Consider the following 12,930-nt stretch of genomic DNA (forward strand, 5'->3'; position numbering starts at 1 on the left):
ACGGATTTGTGCTAAAGCTTGCCGCCTTCCAACCGAACGGATATCGAGAGCAATGGTGAAGCGCTGGTTGCCGTGGGTGCTCAAGGGGCTGCTCTCGGTCGGACTCATCTGGTTCGTCTTCAACAAGGTCGATCTCGCATCGGCCTGGAGCCAGGCAAAGACGCTAGACCCCGTCATGCTGGCGATTGCTTTCGGACTGGGTGTTCTTCAGGTCTTGCTGGGCGCTGGGCGCTGGTGGCTGGTTCTGCGGGCGCTGAAAGCCGCTTTCACCCCCATGCAGGCCCTGATGGTCTATTACATCGGCGTCTGCTTCTCCATCATCATACCGGTGGCGGGCGACGCCGTGCGCATGTGGAAGGCGCGACGCTCCGGTCTGTCTTTGGCCACCAGTATCAATTCAGTGATGCTGGAGCGCGTTATCACCATCCTCGGGCTGATCCTGCTGGTCGCGGCGACCCAGCCCTTGCTGTTGGCCCGCGCCCCCAATATTCCCGGCTCATGGGTCTTCCCGTTGCTGTCCGTGGTTGGAATTGCGGGAATCGTGTTCCTCAGCCAGTTGGACCGGCTGCCTGCCTCGCTACATCACATGCGGCTGGTTCGCGGCCTCGCCCATCTGGCCGGTGATACCAGGCGGTTGTTCCGCCAGCCCAAATGGGCAGGCGGCACCCTGATCGTCGCCATTATCGGCCACGCCAATCTGTCGCTGGAGGCATATGCCCTGGCGGTTGGACTGGGGCTCAATATCGATCTCATTGACTGTCTCGTCCTGGTGCCCCCGGTGATTCTGATCATGACCTTGCCGGTCACCATTGCCGGGTTCGGCCTGCGCGAGACCGTGATGGTGACGGCTTTCGGCTATGTGGGGGTGGAAAGCCATTCCGCCTTGGTGCTGTCCTTGCTGTTCGCCTTCACCAATATCGCCTCGGCACTGCCGGGCGGCCTGTTCTGGCTGGTCGCCAGCGAGCATCCTGGGCGCGACGAGATCGAGGAGATCGAGCACGCCGCCGAGGATGGAGTGGACGAAGACGACGGCAACCCTCGTCAAGCGCCGGAAAAGGTTTAACGCCTCCCCTTCCCTTCCTCGCCGGGTTCGCTACATTGGAGGAATTGGTTCGTCCCATTCTTCCGTGCGAGGATTTTCATGAAGATCGCGTTTTCCAAGCCGTCACTCCCCACTGAAGGCGCCATCGCCGTCGGCGTGCTCGAAGGCAAGGTGCTCTGCGCCACCGCCCAACGCCTGGACGACGAGACCAAGGCGGGTCTGACCCGCGCCGTCGAGACCAGCCGGTTCGAGGGCAAGAAGGGCCAGACCCTGATGATCCTGGCGCCCGCCGGACTGTCGGTGTCGCGGGTTCTGCTGGTCGGCCTGGGAAAGGCCAAGGATGTGGATGCCCAGGCGGCCCAAGCCTTCGGCGGCACCGCCGTGGCTCAGGTGCTGACCAGCGGCGAAACCGATCTTTCCTTGGCCATCGACGCCATTCCCGGCTCGACGCTGGCGCTGGGCGAGTTCGCCGCCAATGCCGCCTTCGGCGCCCTGCTGCGGTCCTACCGCTTCGACAAATACATGACCAAGCAGAAGAAGGAGGACAAGCCCTCCGTCAAGAAGCTGGCGGTCATGACGGCGGAGGCCGCCGATGCCAAATCCGCCTTCGCCAAACTGGAAAAGATCGCCACCGGCGTGTTCCTGACCCGCGACGTGGTCAGCGAACCGGCCAACATCATCCATCCGGAAAGCCTTGCCGCCATCGCCGAGGGCCTGAAGGATCTTGGCGTCGAGGTCGAGGTACTGGGCGAAAAGCAGATGCGCAAGCTGGGCATGGGGGCGCTGTTGGGCGTCGGCCAGGGCTCGGAGCGGGAATCCAAGCTGGTGGTCATGCGCTGGCAGGGATCAAACGACAAGAACGCCGCCCCGGTGGCCTTCATCGGCAAGGGCGTCACCTTCGATTCCGGCGGCATCTCCATCAAGCCGTCGGGCGGCATGGAAGACATGAAGTGGGATATGGCGGGAGCCGGGGCGGTGATCGGCGCCATGGCCGCCATGGCCGGACGCAAGGCCAAGGTCAACGCGGTCGGCGTGGTCGGACTGGTGGAGAACATGCCGTCCGGCACCGCCCAGCGGCCCGGCGACGTGGTCACCTCCATGTCGGGCCAGACCATCGAGGTCATCAACACCGACGCCGAGGGCCGTCTCGTCCTGGCCGATGCCCTGTGGTACACCCAGGATCGCTTCAAGCCCAAATTCATGATCGATCTGGCCACCCTGACCGGCGCCATCATCATCTCGCTGGGGCACGAATTCGCCGGACTGTTCGCCTCCGACGACAAGCTGGCCGACCGCATCGCCGCCGCCGGTAAATCGGTGGGCGAGCAATTGTGGCGCCTGCCCATGGGCGAAGCCTATGACAAGCAGATCAAGTCCGACATCGCCGACATGAAGAATGTGGGCGGCCGCGAGGGCGGTTCCATCACCGCCGCCCAGTTCTTGAAGCGCTTCACCAATGATGTCGATTGGGCCCATCTGGACATCGCGGGCATGGCTTGGAGCAAAAAGGACACCGCCATCACCCCAAAGGGCGCCACCGCCTTCGGCGTGCGCCTGCTCGACCGGCTGGTGGCCGATTATTACGAGGACAAGGCCGGGAAGTAGCCGGTGCGCATCGCCTTCACCACCCGTCCCGCCACGCTCCAGGGCGCCGTCGCCCTGGGGCTTTGGCGCGGCCGCAAGCCGACCCCGGCCTTTGCCGCCGTGGATGCGGACGGGCGTTTGAAGAAGGCGTTGAAGCGGCTGGGCTTCGACGGTGAGGAGGAGGAGACGGAACTGTTCCTGGCGCCCTCGCCGCCGCTGACCTGCGTGGTGGCGGTGGGGCTGGGCAAGCCCAAGAAGCTGGATGCCGCCCGGCTGCGCCGCATCGGCGGGGCCATCCTCGACGAATTGGACGACAGCCGCGCCGTCAGCGCCACCCTGGCGCTGGACCTGCCCCCCGCGCAGGCGGCCGAACTGGCCTATGGGCTTCGCCTCAAATCCTATCGGCCCATGCGGAAATACCGCACCAAATTTGATCCCGACGACGAGGACGACGTGTTGCCGGTCCTCGAAGAGGTGGTGATCACCACCACCGATCCCGCCGCCGCCGCAACGCTCTACGCCCCGCGCGAACAGGTGGCGCAAGGCGTCTTTCTCGCCCGCGATCTGACCGACGAGCCGGGCAATATCCTGGGGCCGGAGGAATTCGCCCAGCGCGCCAAACTGCTGGAAGCCCTCGGCGTCGAGGTCACGGTGCTGGACGAAGCCGCCATCGCCGAGGCGCACCTCAATCTGATCATGGCCGTGGGCCAGGGCAGCGCCCGGCCGCCCCGGCTGGCGCTGCTGCGCTGGCGGGGCGCCGAGGGGCGTCCGCTGGTGCTGGTGGGCAAGGGCATCACCTTCGACACCGGCGGCATCTCCATCAAGTTCGACGACGAGGACATGGACGCCATGAAAGCCGACATGGCGGGAGCGGCGGCGGTGATGGGCGCCATCCGCGCCATCGCCGGGCGCAAGGCGCCGGTCCATGTCTGCGGCGTGCTGGCCCTGGCCGAGAACATGGTCTCCGGGACGGCGCAACGGCCGGGCGACGTGGTGAAATCCTTTAGCGGACTGACGGTCGAGGTGATCGACACCGACGCCGAAGGCCGCCTGGTTCTGGCCGATGCCCTGGCCTGGGCGGCGGAGACCCTGAAGCCCTCGGCCATGGTCGACATCGCCACCCTGACCGGCACCACCGAGGAACTGCTGGAAGCCGAGCATGCCGGGCTTTACGCCAATGACGACATCCTGGCCAAGCGGCTGCTGAAGCATTCCAAGGCCGAGGCCGAACCGCTGTGGCGGCTGCCCATTACCGAGAGCTGCGACGAGGACATCAAGTCCACCATCGCCGATGTCAAGAACTGCGCCTGGGGCGAGGTGCCCGACAATGACGATGCCGCCCGCTTCCTGGGACGCTTCGTCCCCGAGGGATTGCCCTGGGCCCATATCGACATGGCGGGCATGGAATTCGCCGACGAGGACGATCCGCTGTGCCCCGAGACCACCACCGGCTTCGGGGTCCGCCTGTTCGACGCCCTGGCGGGGGATATGGAAAAGCGGTATGTGAGGACGGCTACAGACCGTTGACGGGATTGTCGTCTAAATCCCGTCATGCTTGGCAACGACCATAGGAGACGAGCGCATGCGTGGCTTGATGGTTCTGACGCTGATGATGCTGCTGTCCGTGGGGAGCGCCCGCGCCGACCAAGTCACCGACCAGACCATGATGGTGGGCAAGGCGGTGACCACGGTGGAGCGGCTGCGCGCCGATTCCAATTTCGGCCAGACCATGGTGGATCTGCTGGCCCGCGCCAAGGCGGTGATGGTGGTTCCCGATCTGGTCAAGGGCGGCTTCATCCTGGGCGCCCAATACGGCACCGGCGTGCTGCTGGCCAAGGGCAAGGACGGGCGCTGGAGCGGTCCCGCCTTCTATTCCATCGCGGCGGGCAGCGTCGGATTGCAGATCGGCCTGCAAGACGCCGAATGCGTCTATGTCATCATGAGCGACGGCGGTCTGTCGGCCGTGGTGGACAACAAGTTCAAGGCCGGGGCGGGCGCCGGATTGGCGGTGGCCACCATCGGCGCCGGAGCCGAGGCCAACACCACCACCAATGCCGGGGCCGATATCTATGCCTTTTCCAAGGCGGTAGGCCTATATGGCGGCGCGGTTCTGGACGGCGCCGGAATCCTGCCGCGGCATGCCTGGAACGCTGCCTATTACGGCGGCAATCCCACGCCGGAAGACATCCTGTTCCAGCGCAATCCCGATTCCCGTCAGGCCGACCGCCTGCGCGACATCCTGTCGCGGTAGGGGCATGCTGTTGATATCGCATTGGCCAATAAAAGCCTCCCTCTCCCCTCCGTGGGAGAGGGGCGGGGTGAGGGGGCATACCGCGCGGCAGTGCGGGAAAAAGTCATGTGGCGCGCCGACGCGCGCCCCCCTCACCCGGTTCGGCTTCGCCTCACCACCCTCTCCCACGAGGGGCGAGGGTTTTCCAACATGCTAACGCCGCTTGAGATAGAGGCGCTGCGCCTGTCCCTGCTGGTGTCGGGCTGGGCGGTGGTCGGCTCGCTTCCTTTCGGCCTGGGCTGCGCCTGGCTGTTGGCACGGCGGCATTTCCCAGGCAAGGCGATTCTCGACGGGCTGATCCATCTGCCCCTGGTGCTGCCGCCGGTTGTGGTCGGCTATGCCCTGCTGGTCACTTTCGGCCGCCGCGGCATCGTCGGCGGCTGGCTGTACGACTGGTTCGGCGTCACCGTCGCCTTCACCTGGAAGGGCGCCGCCATCGCCTCGGCGGTGATCGCCTTCCCCTTGATGGTGCGCGCCATGCGCCTGTCGCTGGAAGGCGTCGACCGGGGCCTTGAGCAAGCCGCCCGCACCCTGGGCTGCGGCCCGGTGCGCACCTTCTTCACCGTCACCCTGCCCCTGGTGATGCCCGGCATCGTCACTGGCGTGATCCTGGCCTTCGCCCGTTCGCTGTCGGAATTCGGCGCCACCATCACCTTCGTTTCCAATATTCCCGGCGAGACCCGCACCCTGCCCATCGCGCTCTACGCCCTGACCCAGACGCCGGGCGGCGACGAGCCCGCCCTGCGGCTCTGCGTCATCTCGGTGGTGGTGGCCTTCGCCGCGCTGCTGGTTTCGGAATACCTGTCGCGCCGGGTCCAATCCCGGCTGAGGACATAGGAGATGCTCAGCCTCTCCCTTCGCCGCCGCCAGGGCGACTTTCACATGGACGTGGCCTTCGAGGCCGGTTCCGGGATCACCGCGCTTTACGGACGCTCCGGCTCGGGCAAGACCTCGGTGGTCAATATGGTGGCAGGCCTGTCGCGGCCCGATTCCGGGCGGATCGTGGTGGACGGCAAGGTGCTGTTCGATCGGGATGCCGGAATCGACCTTCCGCCGGAGAAGCGCCGTCTCGGCTACGTCTTCCAGGAGCACCGGCTGTTTCCCCATCTGTCGGTGGAAGGCAATCTGGTCTTCGGGCGCAATCGGGTGCCGCCCAAGGACCGCCGCATCGATTTCGATCAGGTCGTCGAGGTTCTCGGCATCGGCCATCTGCTGGACCGCCGCCCCGCCCTGCTGTCGGGCGGCGAGAAGCAGCGCGTCGCCATCGGCCGCGCCTTGCTGGCCAGCCCTCAAATCTTGCTGATGGACGAACCGCTGGCATCGCTCGACGGCGCCCGCAAGGCGGAGCTGCTGCCCTTCATCGCCGCCTTGGCCCAAAAATTCAAACTTCCCATCCTGTATGTCAGCCACGCCATGGACGAAGTCCTGCGTCTGGCCGACACCCTGGTCCTGATGGATGGCGGCAGGGCGGCGGCGGTCGGGCCGCTGGAACAGCTGATGTCCGACCCGGCGCTGCGACCGCTGACCGGACGATACGAAGCCGGTGCCGTCATCGCCGCCACGGTGGCCAGTCACGATTCCGCCTATGGCGTCACCCGCCTGTCCTTCGCGGGCGGCACCTTGGTGGTCAGTCAGGCCGAGATGCCCGTCGGGGCGCAGGTCAGGGTGCGCATCCATGCCCGCGACATCGCCATCGCCATCGACCCGCCCGAACGCGTCAGCATTCGCAATGTGCTGCCCGCCGTGGTCACCTCGGTGACGGCAGCGGATTCCTTCCTGGTGGATGTGGTGTTGTCGGCGGGGGGCGCACAGCTCTGGGGGCAGATCACCGCGCTGGCCCAGGCGCAGCTTGGCCTTAAGCCCGGCATGCGGGTGCATGCCTTGATCAAGGCCTTGACCATCGCCCGTGGCGACGTGGCAGGGCGTGATCGCGGATCACGGCAGGAATAGCTTGCCATTTTTCGGTAAATCCATGATCATTTAGGGATCCGCACAGAATGCGTGCGTGCTGCCAGGGAGACAGAACATGTCCACGGCCTCCATTGCCGACAAGGCCCAATTACCCCCCATTCAACCGATCCGTCAGACCGCGCCCGTGGTCCGCGACGCCGATGGCGACAAGGACAAGGAAGGTGCGGAACAGGCCGCCGAGGCGAACAAGCCTTCGTCCGAGCCATTGCCGCTGGACCCCAACAAGGGCCGGAACCTGAACATAACCGTCTGAAGAATTACGCGGAAACGCGGTTGCGCCCGGTCTCCTTGGACCGGTAGAGCGCCGCGTCGGCGCGCGCCAGTACCGGATCGACGGTCAGTTCGTCGGGTCGGCGTTCGGCCACGCCCAGGCTGCCGGTCAAGCGGAGCGAATCCCCTCCGCCGTCGACGACGAAGGCGATGGAGGCCACCGCCGCCCGCAGCCGCTCCGCCACCTCGACAGCGCCGTCCAGACCGGTTTCCGGCAATAGGGCGGCGAATTCCTCGCCACCCAGGCGTCCCAGGATATCGATCTCCCGCAGATTGGCCCGCAGCGCCGCCGCTGCCGAGCGCAGGGCCTGATCGCCCACGGCGTGGCCATGGCGGTCGTTGACTTGCTTGAAATGGTCGATGTCGAACATCACCACCGACACCAAGCCGCCATACCGGGCCGCCCGTTCGATTTCCAATTCGGCGGCGGAAAAGAATGCCCGCCGGTTCAAGGTTCCGGTCAGATCGTCGATGGTGGCCAGCTTGCGCAGCTGATGCTCCATCCGCTTGCGCTCGGTGATGTCGGTGATCAGGCCGATGGTGCCCGGCTGTCCGGCTGCCTCTTCGATCAGCCGCCCCTTGCTGATCATGATGGTCCGCTGCCCCGAGGTCAGGTCGACGGTCGCCTCGAAGGCGAGATCGCCGTCGCCGTGGACCACCGCGTCGCTATCGCGGTCCAGCGCCGCCAGTTGGGGGGGCATGGTGGAACCGCCTGGCGGCAGGCCGAACATGTCGCGGAACGCCCTGTTGTACATCTGCAAGCGCCCGTCTCCATCCTTGTACCAAACCGGATGGGGCAGCATATCGACCAAATTCTCGGCGAAGCGGCGCGCCCGGTCCAATTGGCTGGTCCGTTCCTCGACCCGTTGTTCCAGCGAGATGTTCATGGCCTCGATGGTGGTCAGATTGGTCCAGGAGCGCAGGCCGCCCACCAGGGCGGTGAACAGTTTCTGCGCCGTCAATTCCGTCTTGGCGCGATAATCGTTGATGTCATAGGCGAGCATGATCTCGCTTTCCGGCGCCTCACCCGGCTGGCCGGTGCGCAGCACGATGGCGATGCGGCCATTGCCCAGGTCTTCCCGGATATAGCGGACCAGTTCCAGGCCTGCGTCGGGGGTTTCCATCACCACATCCAGCAGCACCACCGGGATGTCGTCCCGTTCGGCCAGGATACGACGGGCCTCCGCCGCCGAAAGGGCGCTGACCACCTCGAACGGCCGATCCTTGAAGCGCAGATCGCGCAGCAAGACCTTCGTCATGGCATGAACATCGGGCTCGTCATCGACCACCAACACCGGCCAGGGGCGGGCATTGCTAGACGATTGCGACGGCTTGAAGACGCGGCGAAGCAATGCCCGGCCCCGGTCCGCCCTCGAATCCGCTTGGTCGCCCTCATTCGCGCGTGGCGGCACCGATCTTGGCATAACGTCTATGTCCCATTCCAGGGCGCAGCCCCCAACCCCGATCCCAACCACAGAATGTCATGGGCCCGCCGTCGCTCGCCACCCGCTTGTTAAGGCAATTCGTGACGATTTGGGGAGATCAGTCGATGGCTTTCGGGATGGTGACGATGAAGCACGTCCCGCCGCCATCGCGCGGCTCCACCGCCACGGTCCCGCCCAGTTGGCCGACCACCAGATTGTAGACGATATGCAGTCCGAGCCCCGACCCCCCGGCCCCCCGCTTGGTGGTGAAGAAGGGATCGAAGATCCGCCCCCGATTTTCCTCGGGGATGCCATGACCGTTGTCGGAATAGGCGATGCGGACGCTGGTTGGATCGGGCTGATCGACGCTGATGACGATATGGCCGATTTCCCCCGGCCCGAATCCGTGAACCAGCGAGTTCATCACGAAATTGCCCAAAACCTGCGACAAGGCGCCCGGAAAGCTGTTCATCACGATGCCGCCGGGGCAGTCGATGGACACGGCGTGTCCGGCCTGCCGCAGATGCGGCCCCAGGCTGGCCAGGGTTTCCCGAATATAGGATCCGAGATCGAAATGGCGCCGGTCAGAGGTGGTGCGGTCCACCGCCACCTGCTTGAAGCTGCGGATCAGATCGGCGGCACGGTCGCAGTTGCCGAGGATCAGGCGGGTGGTGTCGGTCACCGTCGCCATGAAGCGCTCGAAATCCTCGACCCCGATATCGTCGGCCTCGAACATCTTGCGCATGCCCGCGGTGGCATCGGCCAGGTGTGAGGCGCAGGACAGGGCAATGCCGATGGGGGTATTGATTTCGTGGGCGACGCCCGCCACCAAGGCGCCGAGGGAGGCGAGCTTTTCCGATTGAACCAGCGACTCCTGTGCCGCCTTCAAACTGGCGAGCGCCTCCTCGGCCTCGGCCTTGCGGCGCCCCAATTCCTGATTGACCGTCGCCAGTTGGGCCTGCAAGCGATCGCTGACCTTCACCAGCCGACGCTGTTCGCGCACGCTGCGGCTATAGCCGTCAAGCAGCGTGTCAAAGCCGCCCCTGACGACCGCCGAGGTTCCGTCCAGTGATCCGCGAAGGGCTTCGGCCTGTTCGAGGAGCTTTTCCTCTGCGTCGAACAGGTTGAAACTCGCCATGGCTCCCTCAGGCCGCCGATTCGACGGCGACCAAATTGAAGACGACGTGTTCCAGATCCTCGCTGAAATCCTCGCCGAATTCCTTCATGGTGTCGTCGTCGGGGGCGAAGAACCAGGACACCACGATGCGGGCACCGCCGGCCGCGGAATTGTCCAGCATCTGGAACATGTTCATCAGCGCCTTGGCGCTGGAGCTGTTGAAATAGGTCAGATCGAAGTCAACACGGATCTCGCGGTTTCCGACAGTGGGAAGAAACCGCTCGAGGGCCTCGAAAATGGGACCGAACACCGCCGATGCGTCTTCCGGATAGGATTCGCCCCGCAGGCTCAGGACTCCGTGCTTGAAATCGAAGTCCACCTCGGGTGACCGCTCGGTCGCGGCAATCTTCAGACTCTCCATAGCCACCTCAGATGGATACCTTCATACAGAAAAAGAACGACTCGGCGTCGATGCGATCAAAGTCGAATTCGATCGGTTCGCTGGCCCGGCGGGCGATCTCGATCAGACCGATGGTGGCGCCCCGGCTCTGCTCCTCGGGAGCTTCGCGCAGTTGTTCCTTGTAGTAGGCTTTGATGGCTTCCTTGTCCATCTTTTGAAGCTTTTCCAAACGCTGGCGCAGCTTGGGTTCGTCGGAAGCGTGCACCACGTTGGCGCAGACGATGAAGAACCGGTTGTTCTCGGTTCCGATGGTCACCATGCCGGACGACAATTCAACGGACTTGCCCACGTCGCCGGAGACCTTCTCCGCCGAATACCGGATGATGTTCTGGGCCTGCTCGACGAAGACCGAGAACACCTTCTTCACCGTGCCGACATCGGTATCCTCAAGCGCCATCTTCTGCCGGAGCGCGTCGCCCAGCGAATAGAGGATGCCTTCCGACATATACCCCGAGAATGAGAATATGATGCCGCGCTGATCTAGGTCGTGCTTGAAAGACCTGAAATATTTGGCAAGCATGGATTTTCCTCTGGGGTCAGAACCAAATTGGCTCCTTGATGACGGTAGCACCCGCGCCATAAGGGCTCAAGTCGTCTTCTCTTTACCGCTTCCCGGCGGCGCTCTCAGGCGCAAGATGAAGCGGGATCCCCGGGCGACTTCGCTTTCCACCGTGATGCTGCCGCCGTGCATCTCGACGATCTGACGCACCATGTGCAGCCCGATCCCCGATCCAGGAATGCCGCGTGCATTGGTGGCGCGGTGAAAGCGCTCGAAGATGGAGGGCAGATCCTCGTCGGGAATTCCGATTCCCTGGTCGATCACCTGGATCGCCACGTCGCCGCCGTCATGGTGGCCGATCACGTTGACCTCACCGCCCGAGGGAGAATACTTGGCGGCATTGCCCACCAGATTGTTGAGCGCCAGGGCCACCATGCCGGGATCACCCCACACCATGAGAGGCCCCTTCAACTGCGCGATATATTTGTGGGTCGGGGTCGCCACGCGGTGATGGGATAGCGTCACCTCGATCATGGGGGCAAGATCGAAGACCTTTTCGTGCAAGACGATGCGACCGCTGTCCAGCTGCTCGTCCGCCAGGCAGGTGTCGATCAGCCCCAGCAGGCGCTGGACCCCACCGCGAATGGTGTCGATGCGCGGAAGCGCGGCCGGATCACCCTGCTCGGCCCGCAGCCGAAGCATCTGGGCCGAGGAATCGATGATGGCCAGCGGAGTCCTGAATTCATGGCTGACCATGGACAGGAACTGCCGCAATTGGGTCTTCGCCTCGGTCTCGCGGGCCAGGGCGGTTTCGGCGCGCTGCTTGGAGCGGGCCAGCGCCTGACCGCTCTCCTCCAACTGGCGGGTGCGGTCCGCGACCCGCTGTTCGAGGCTCACATTCAACTCGGCCAGGGTCTTGTTGAGATCGGCGATGGTGGTGATGTCGCGCCATGCCCGCAGCGCCCCGACCAGGGCGGTGAACATGCGCTGGGCGGTCAGTTCGGCCTTGCTCTTGTAGTCGTTGATGTCATAGGCCAGCACCACCTCGCGCTCGGGCGCATCGCCCGGCTGCCCGGTGCGCAGGATGATGCGAACCGAGCGATTGCCCAGGGTTTCGCGGATATGGCGGACAAGACGCAGTCCGGCGTCCGGGGTCTCCATCACCACGTCGAGCAGGATGACGGGAATTTCCGGCGCGAGGTCGAGAATGGCGGCGGCTTCCGCCGCCGAAGTGGCGCTGACGCATTTGAAGGGACGCCCCTCGAATTCGAGGTCGCGCAGCAAGACCCGAGTCATCTCGTGAACCTGCTCGTCGTCGTCCACCACCATGATCGGCCAGGGTTCGACAGCCTTCGTCTTCGCCGCGGCAGGAGCGCCGCGATCACGCAGGGCAAGCTTGCGTGGTCCGGCCATGCGTCTTACCGAAGACCGACAGGCGCGGCAAAAGCGTAGCCGACGCTATGAACGGATTCGATGGGCAGTTCCTGACCCAGCGCCTCCCCTCCCTTGGCGCGGAGACGACGGACCATGGAATCCACCGAGCGATCGGCGGGATCCCAGCCGCGCTTGCCAAGGCCACGAAAAATCTCGTCCCGAGACACGGGCTCACCCGGCCGCGAGACCAAGAGGGAGACGAAAACCCGCTCGTTGCCGGTCAGCTTGATCGATTTGCCATCGGGGGAAATCAACGTCCAGGTCAGCTGGTCGTAAATCCATTCGGTCAAACCGGTCGGCAAACCGCCGGACCGGCTGTCCGTTTCCGGATCTATGGCCTGTGAATTCGGCGAGGCCAGAGCCGAGCCCGCCCGCATACGGCGCGCCAGGGTGCGTACCTGGGCTTCCAGCTCCCGCAACTCCACCGGCTTGACCATATAGACGTCGGCGCCCACCTCCAGCCCGACCACCCGATCCACGTTCAGGCCGCGGGCCGTCAGCATGATGATTCCCACTTCCGAGTGGGACCGCAGGCGACCGGCAATGGAAAAGCCCCCCTCGCCGGGAAGATTGACGTCGAGAATGATGATATCCACGGCGCGCTCGTCCAGCAGGCGTTCAAGCTCCTTGCCGTCGGCACAGCCTCCCACTTCGTGCCCGCAGGCCGAAAGGTATTCCACCAGATCCGTTCGAAGAGGCGCCTCGTCCTCCACCACTGCGATCCGAGCCATGGCGTCCTATCTCCTTACACCCAGCGCACAGATGAACCACACAGGTTTCGTTACGTACAATAACAAGTAATGGCGCCTCGTGACGAGACGTAATGCCCGATTCTCCGA

13 protein-coding genes are annotated in these 12,930 nt (G+C 64.6%); 7 read left to right on the forward strand and 6 right to left on the reverse strand.

The window, feature by feature from the left end:
* Positions 1 to 52 precede the first annotated feature (52 nt).
* The 7 genes from CU669_RS05175 to CU669_RS05205 all read left to right on the forward strand — a co-directional run bounded on the left by CU669_RS05175 (position 53) and on the right by CU669_RS05205 (position 7,140).
* On the forward strand, positions 53 to 1,063 hold the full coding sequence (locus CU669_RS05175; RefSeq protein ID WP_112142765.1) for a lysylphosphatidylglycerol synthase transmembrane domain-containing protein: 1,011 nt from the start codon (positions 53 to 55) through the stop codon (positions 1,061 to 1,063).
* 78 nt (positions 1,064 to 1,141) lie between these two features.
* Positions 1,142 to 2,647 (forward strand): leucyl aminopeptidase, encoded by a 1,506-nt coding sequence (locus tag CU669_RS05180; protein WP_112142766.1) that lies wholly within the window; start codon positions 1,142 to 1,144, stop codon positions 2,645 to 2,647.
* 3 nt (positions 2,648 to 2,650) lie between these two features.
* Entirely contained in the window at positions 2,651 to 4,153 is a 1,503-nt protein-coding gene (locus CU669_RS05185; protein WP_112142767.1) for a leucyl aminopeptidase, read from the forward strand.
* A gap of 55 nt (positions 4,154 to 4,208) precedes the next feature.
* Positions 4,209 to 4,877, forward strand: coding sequence for a lipid-binding SYLF domain-containing protein (locus tag CU669_RS05190; protein WP_112142768.1), 669 nt, complete (start codon positions 4,209 to 4,211; stop codon positions 4,875 to 4,877).
* A gap of 189 nt (positions 4,878 to 5,066) precedes the next feature.
* Positions 5,067 to 5,753 carry a molybdate ABC transporter permease subunit gene (gene modB / locus CU669_RS05195; protein WP_112142769.1) on the forward strand — a complete coding sequence of 229 codons (687 nt, stop codon included), beginning with the start codon at positions 5,067 to 5,069 and terminating at the stop codon, positions 5,751 to 5,753.
* A 3-nt stretch (positions 5,754 to 5,756) separates the two neighbouring features.
* Positions 5,757 to 6,866 carry a molybdenum ABC transporter ATP-binding protein gene (modC, locus tag CU669_RS05200; RefSeq protein ID WP_112142770.1) on the forward strand — a complete coding sequence of 370 codons (1,110 nt, stop codon included), beginning with the start codon at positions 5,757 to 5,759 and terminating at the stop codon, positions 6,864 to 6,866.
* 76 nt (positions 6,867 to 6,942) lie between these two features.
* Positions 6,943 to 7,140 carry a hypothetical protein gene (locus CU669_RS05205; RefSeq protein WP_112142771.1) on the forward strand — a complete coding sequence of 66 codons (198 nt, stop codon included), beginning with the start codon at positions 6,943 to 6,945 and terminating at the stop codon, positions 7,138 to 7,140.
* 4 nt (positions 7,141 to 7,144) lie between these two features.
* Here CU669_RS05205 and CU669_RS05210 read toward each other — a convergent pair whose 3' ends face one another.
* The 6 genes from CU669_RS05210 to CU669_RS05235 form a co-directional block, all read right to left on the reverse strand.
* Entirely contained in the window at positions 7,145 to 8,509 is a 1,365-nt protein-coding gene (locus CU669_RS05210; RefSeq protein WP_239988556.1) for a sensor domain-containing diguanylate cyclase, read from the reverse strand.
* 190 nt (positions 8,510 to 8,699) lie between these two features.
* The gene (locus CU669_RS05215) at positions 8,700 to 9,719 is read right to left on the reverse strand and encodes a sensor histidine kinase (RefSeq protein ID WP_112142773.1); all 1,020 of its coding nucleotides are present in this window, start codon (positions 9,717 to 9,719) and stop codon (positions 8,700 to 8,702) included.
* Between the two features lie 7 nt (positions 9,720 to 9,726).
* Entirely contained in the window at positions 9,727 to 10,119 is a 393-nt protein-coding gene (locus tag CU669_RS05220) for a DUF1987 domain-containing protein (protein ID WP_112142774.1), read from the reverse strand.
* 7 nt (positions 10,120 to 10,126) lie between these two features.
* The gene (locus tag CU669_RS05225; protein WP_112142775.1) at positions 10,127 to 10,678 is read right to left on the reverse strand and encodes a SiaB family protein kinase; all 552 of its coding nucleotides are present in this window, start codon (positions 10,676 to 10,678) and stop codon (positions 10,127 to 10,129) included.
* Positions 10,679 to 10,744: 66 nt separating this feature from the next.
* A complete protein-coding gene (locus tag CU669_RS05230) occupies positions 10,745 to 12,070 on the reverse strand; it encodes an ATP-binding response regulator (RefSeq protein ID WP_112142776.1) in 1,326 nt (441 codons plus the stop codon).
* 5 nt (positions 12,071 to 12,075) lie between these two features.
* On the reverse strand, positions 12,076 to 12,822 hold the full coding sequence (locus CU669_RS05235) for a response regulator transcription factor (RefSeq protein ID WP_112142777.1): 747 nt from the start codon (positions 12,820 to 12,822) through the stop codon (positions 12,076 to 12,078).
* Positions 12,823 to 12,930: the final 108 nt, after the last annotated feature.

It is taken from the genome of Paramagnetospirillum kuznetsovii (assembly GCF_003284725.1).
GTDB lineage: Bacteria > Pseudomonadota > Alphaproteobacteria > Rhodospirillales > Magnetospirillaceae > Phaeospirillum > Phaeospirillum kuznetsovii.

Excerpts from the sequence above, each read along its gene's own strand:
- CU669_RS05225 (WP_112142775.1), bottom strand. The coding sequence starts at position 10,678 with ATGCTTGCCAAATATTTCAGGTCTTTCAAGCACGACCTAGATCAGCGC.
- CU669_RS05230 (WP_112142776.1), bottom strand. The coding sequence starts at position 12,070 with ATGGCCGGACCACGCAAGCTTGCCCTGCGTGATCGCGGCGCTCCTGCC.
- CU669_RS05180 (WP_112142766.1), top strand. The coding sequence starts at position 1,142 with ATGAAGATCGCGTTTTCCAAGCCGTCACTCCCCACTGAAGGCGCCATC.
- modC (WP_112142770.1), top strand. The coding sequence starts at position 5,757 with ATGCTCAGCCTCTCCCTTCGCCGCCGCCAGGGCGACTTTCACATGGAC.
- CU669_RS05175 (WP_112142765.1), top strand. The coding sequence starts at position 53 with ATGGTGAAGCGCTGGTTGCCGTGGGTGCTCAAGGGGCTGCTCTCGGTC.
- CU669_RS05235 (WP_112142777.1), bottom strand. The coding sequence starts at position 12,822 with ATGGCTCGGATCGCAGTGGTGGAGGACGAGGCGCCTCTTCGAACGGAT.
- CU669_RS05220 (WP_112142774.1), bottom strand. The coding sequence starts at position 10,119 with ATGGAGAGTCTGAAGATTGCCGCGACCGAGCGGTCACCCGAGGTGGAC.
- CU669_RS05205 (WP_112142771.1), top strand. The coding sequence starts at position 6,943 with ATGTCCACGGCCTCCATTGCCGACAAGGCCCAATTACCCCCCATTCAA.
- modB (WP_112142769.1), top strand. The coding sequence starts at position 5,067 with ATGCTAACGCCGCTTGAGATAGAGGCGCTGCGCCTGTCCCTGCTGGTG.
- CU669_RS05190 (WP_112142768.1), top strand. The coding sequence starts at position 4,209 with ATGCGTGGCTTGATGGTTCTGACGCTGATGATGCTGCTGTCCGTGGGG.
- CU669_RS05215 (WP_112142773.1), bottom strand. The coding sequence starts at position 9,719 with ATGGCGAGTTTCAACCTGTTCGACGCAGAGGAAAAGCTCCTCGAACAG.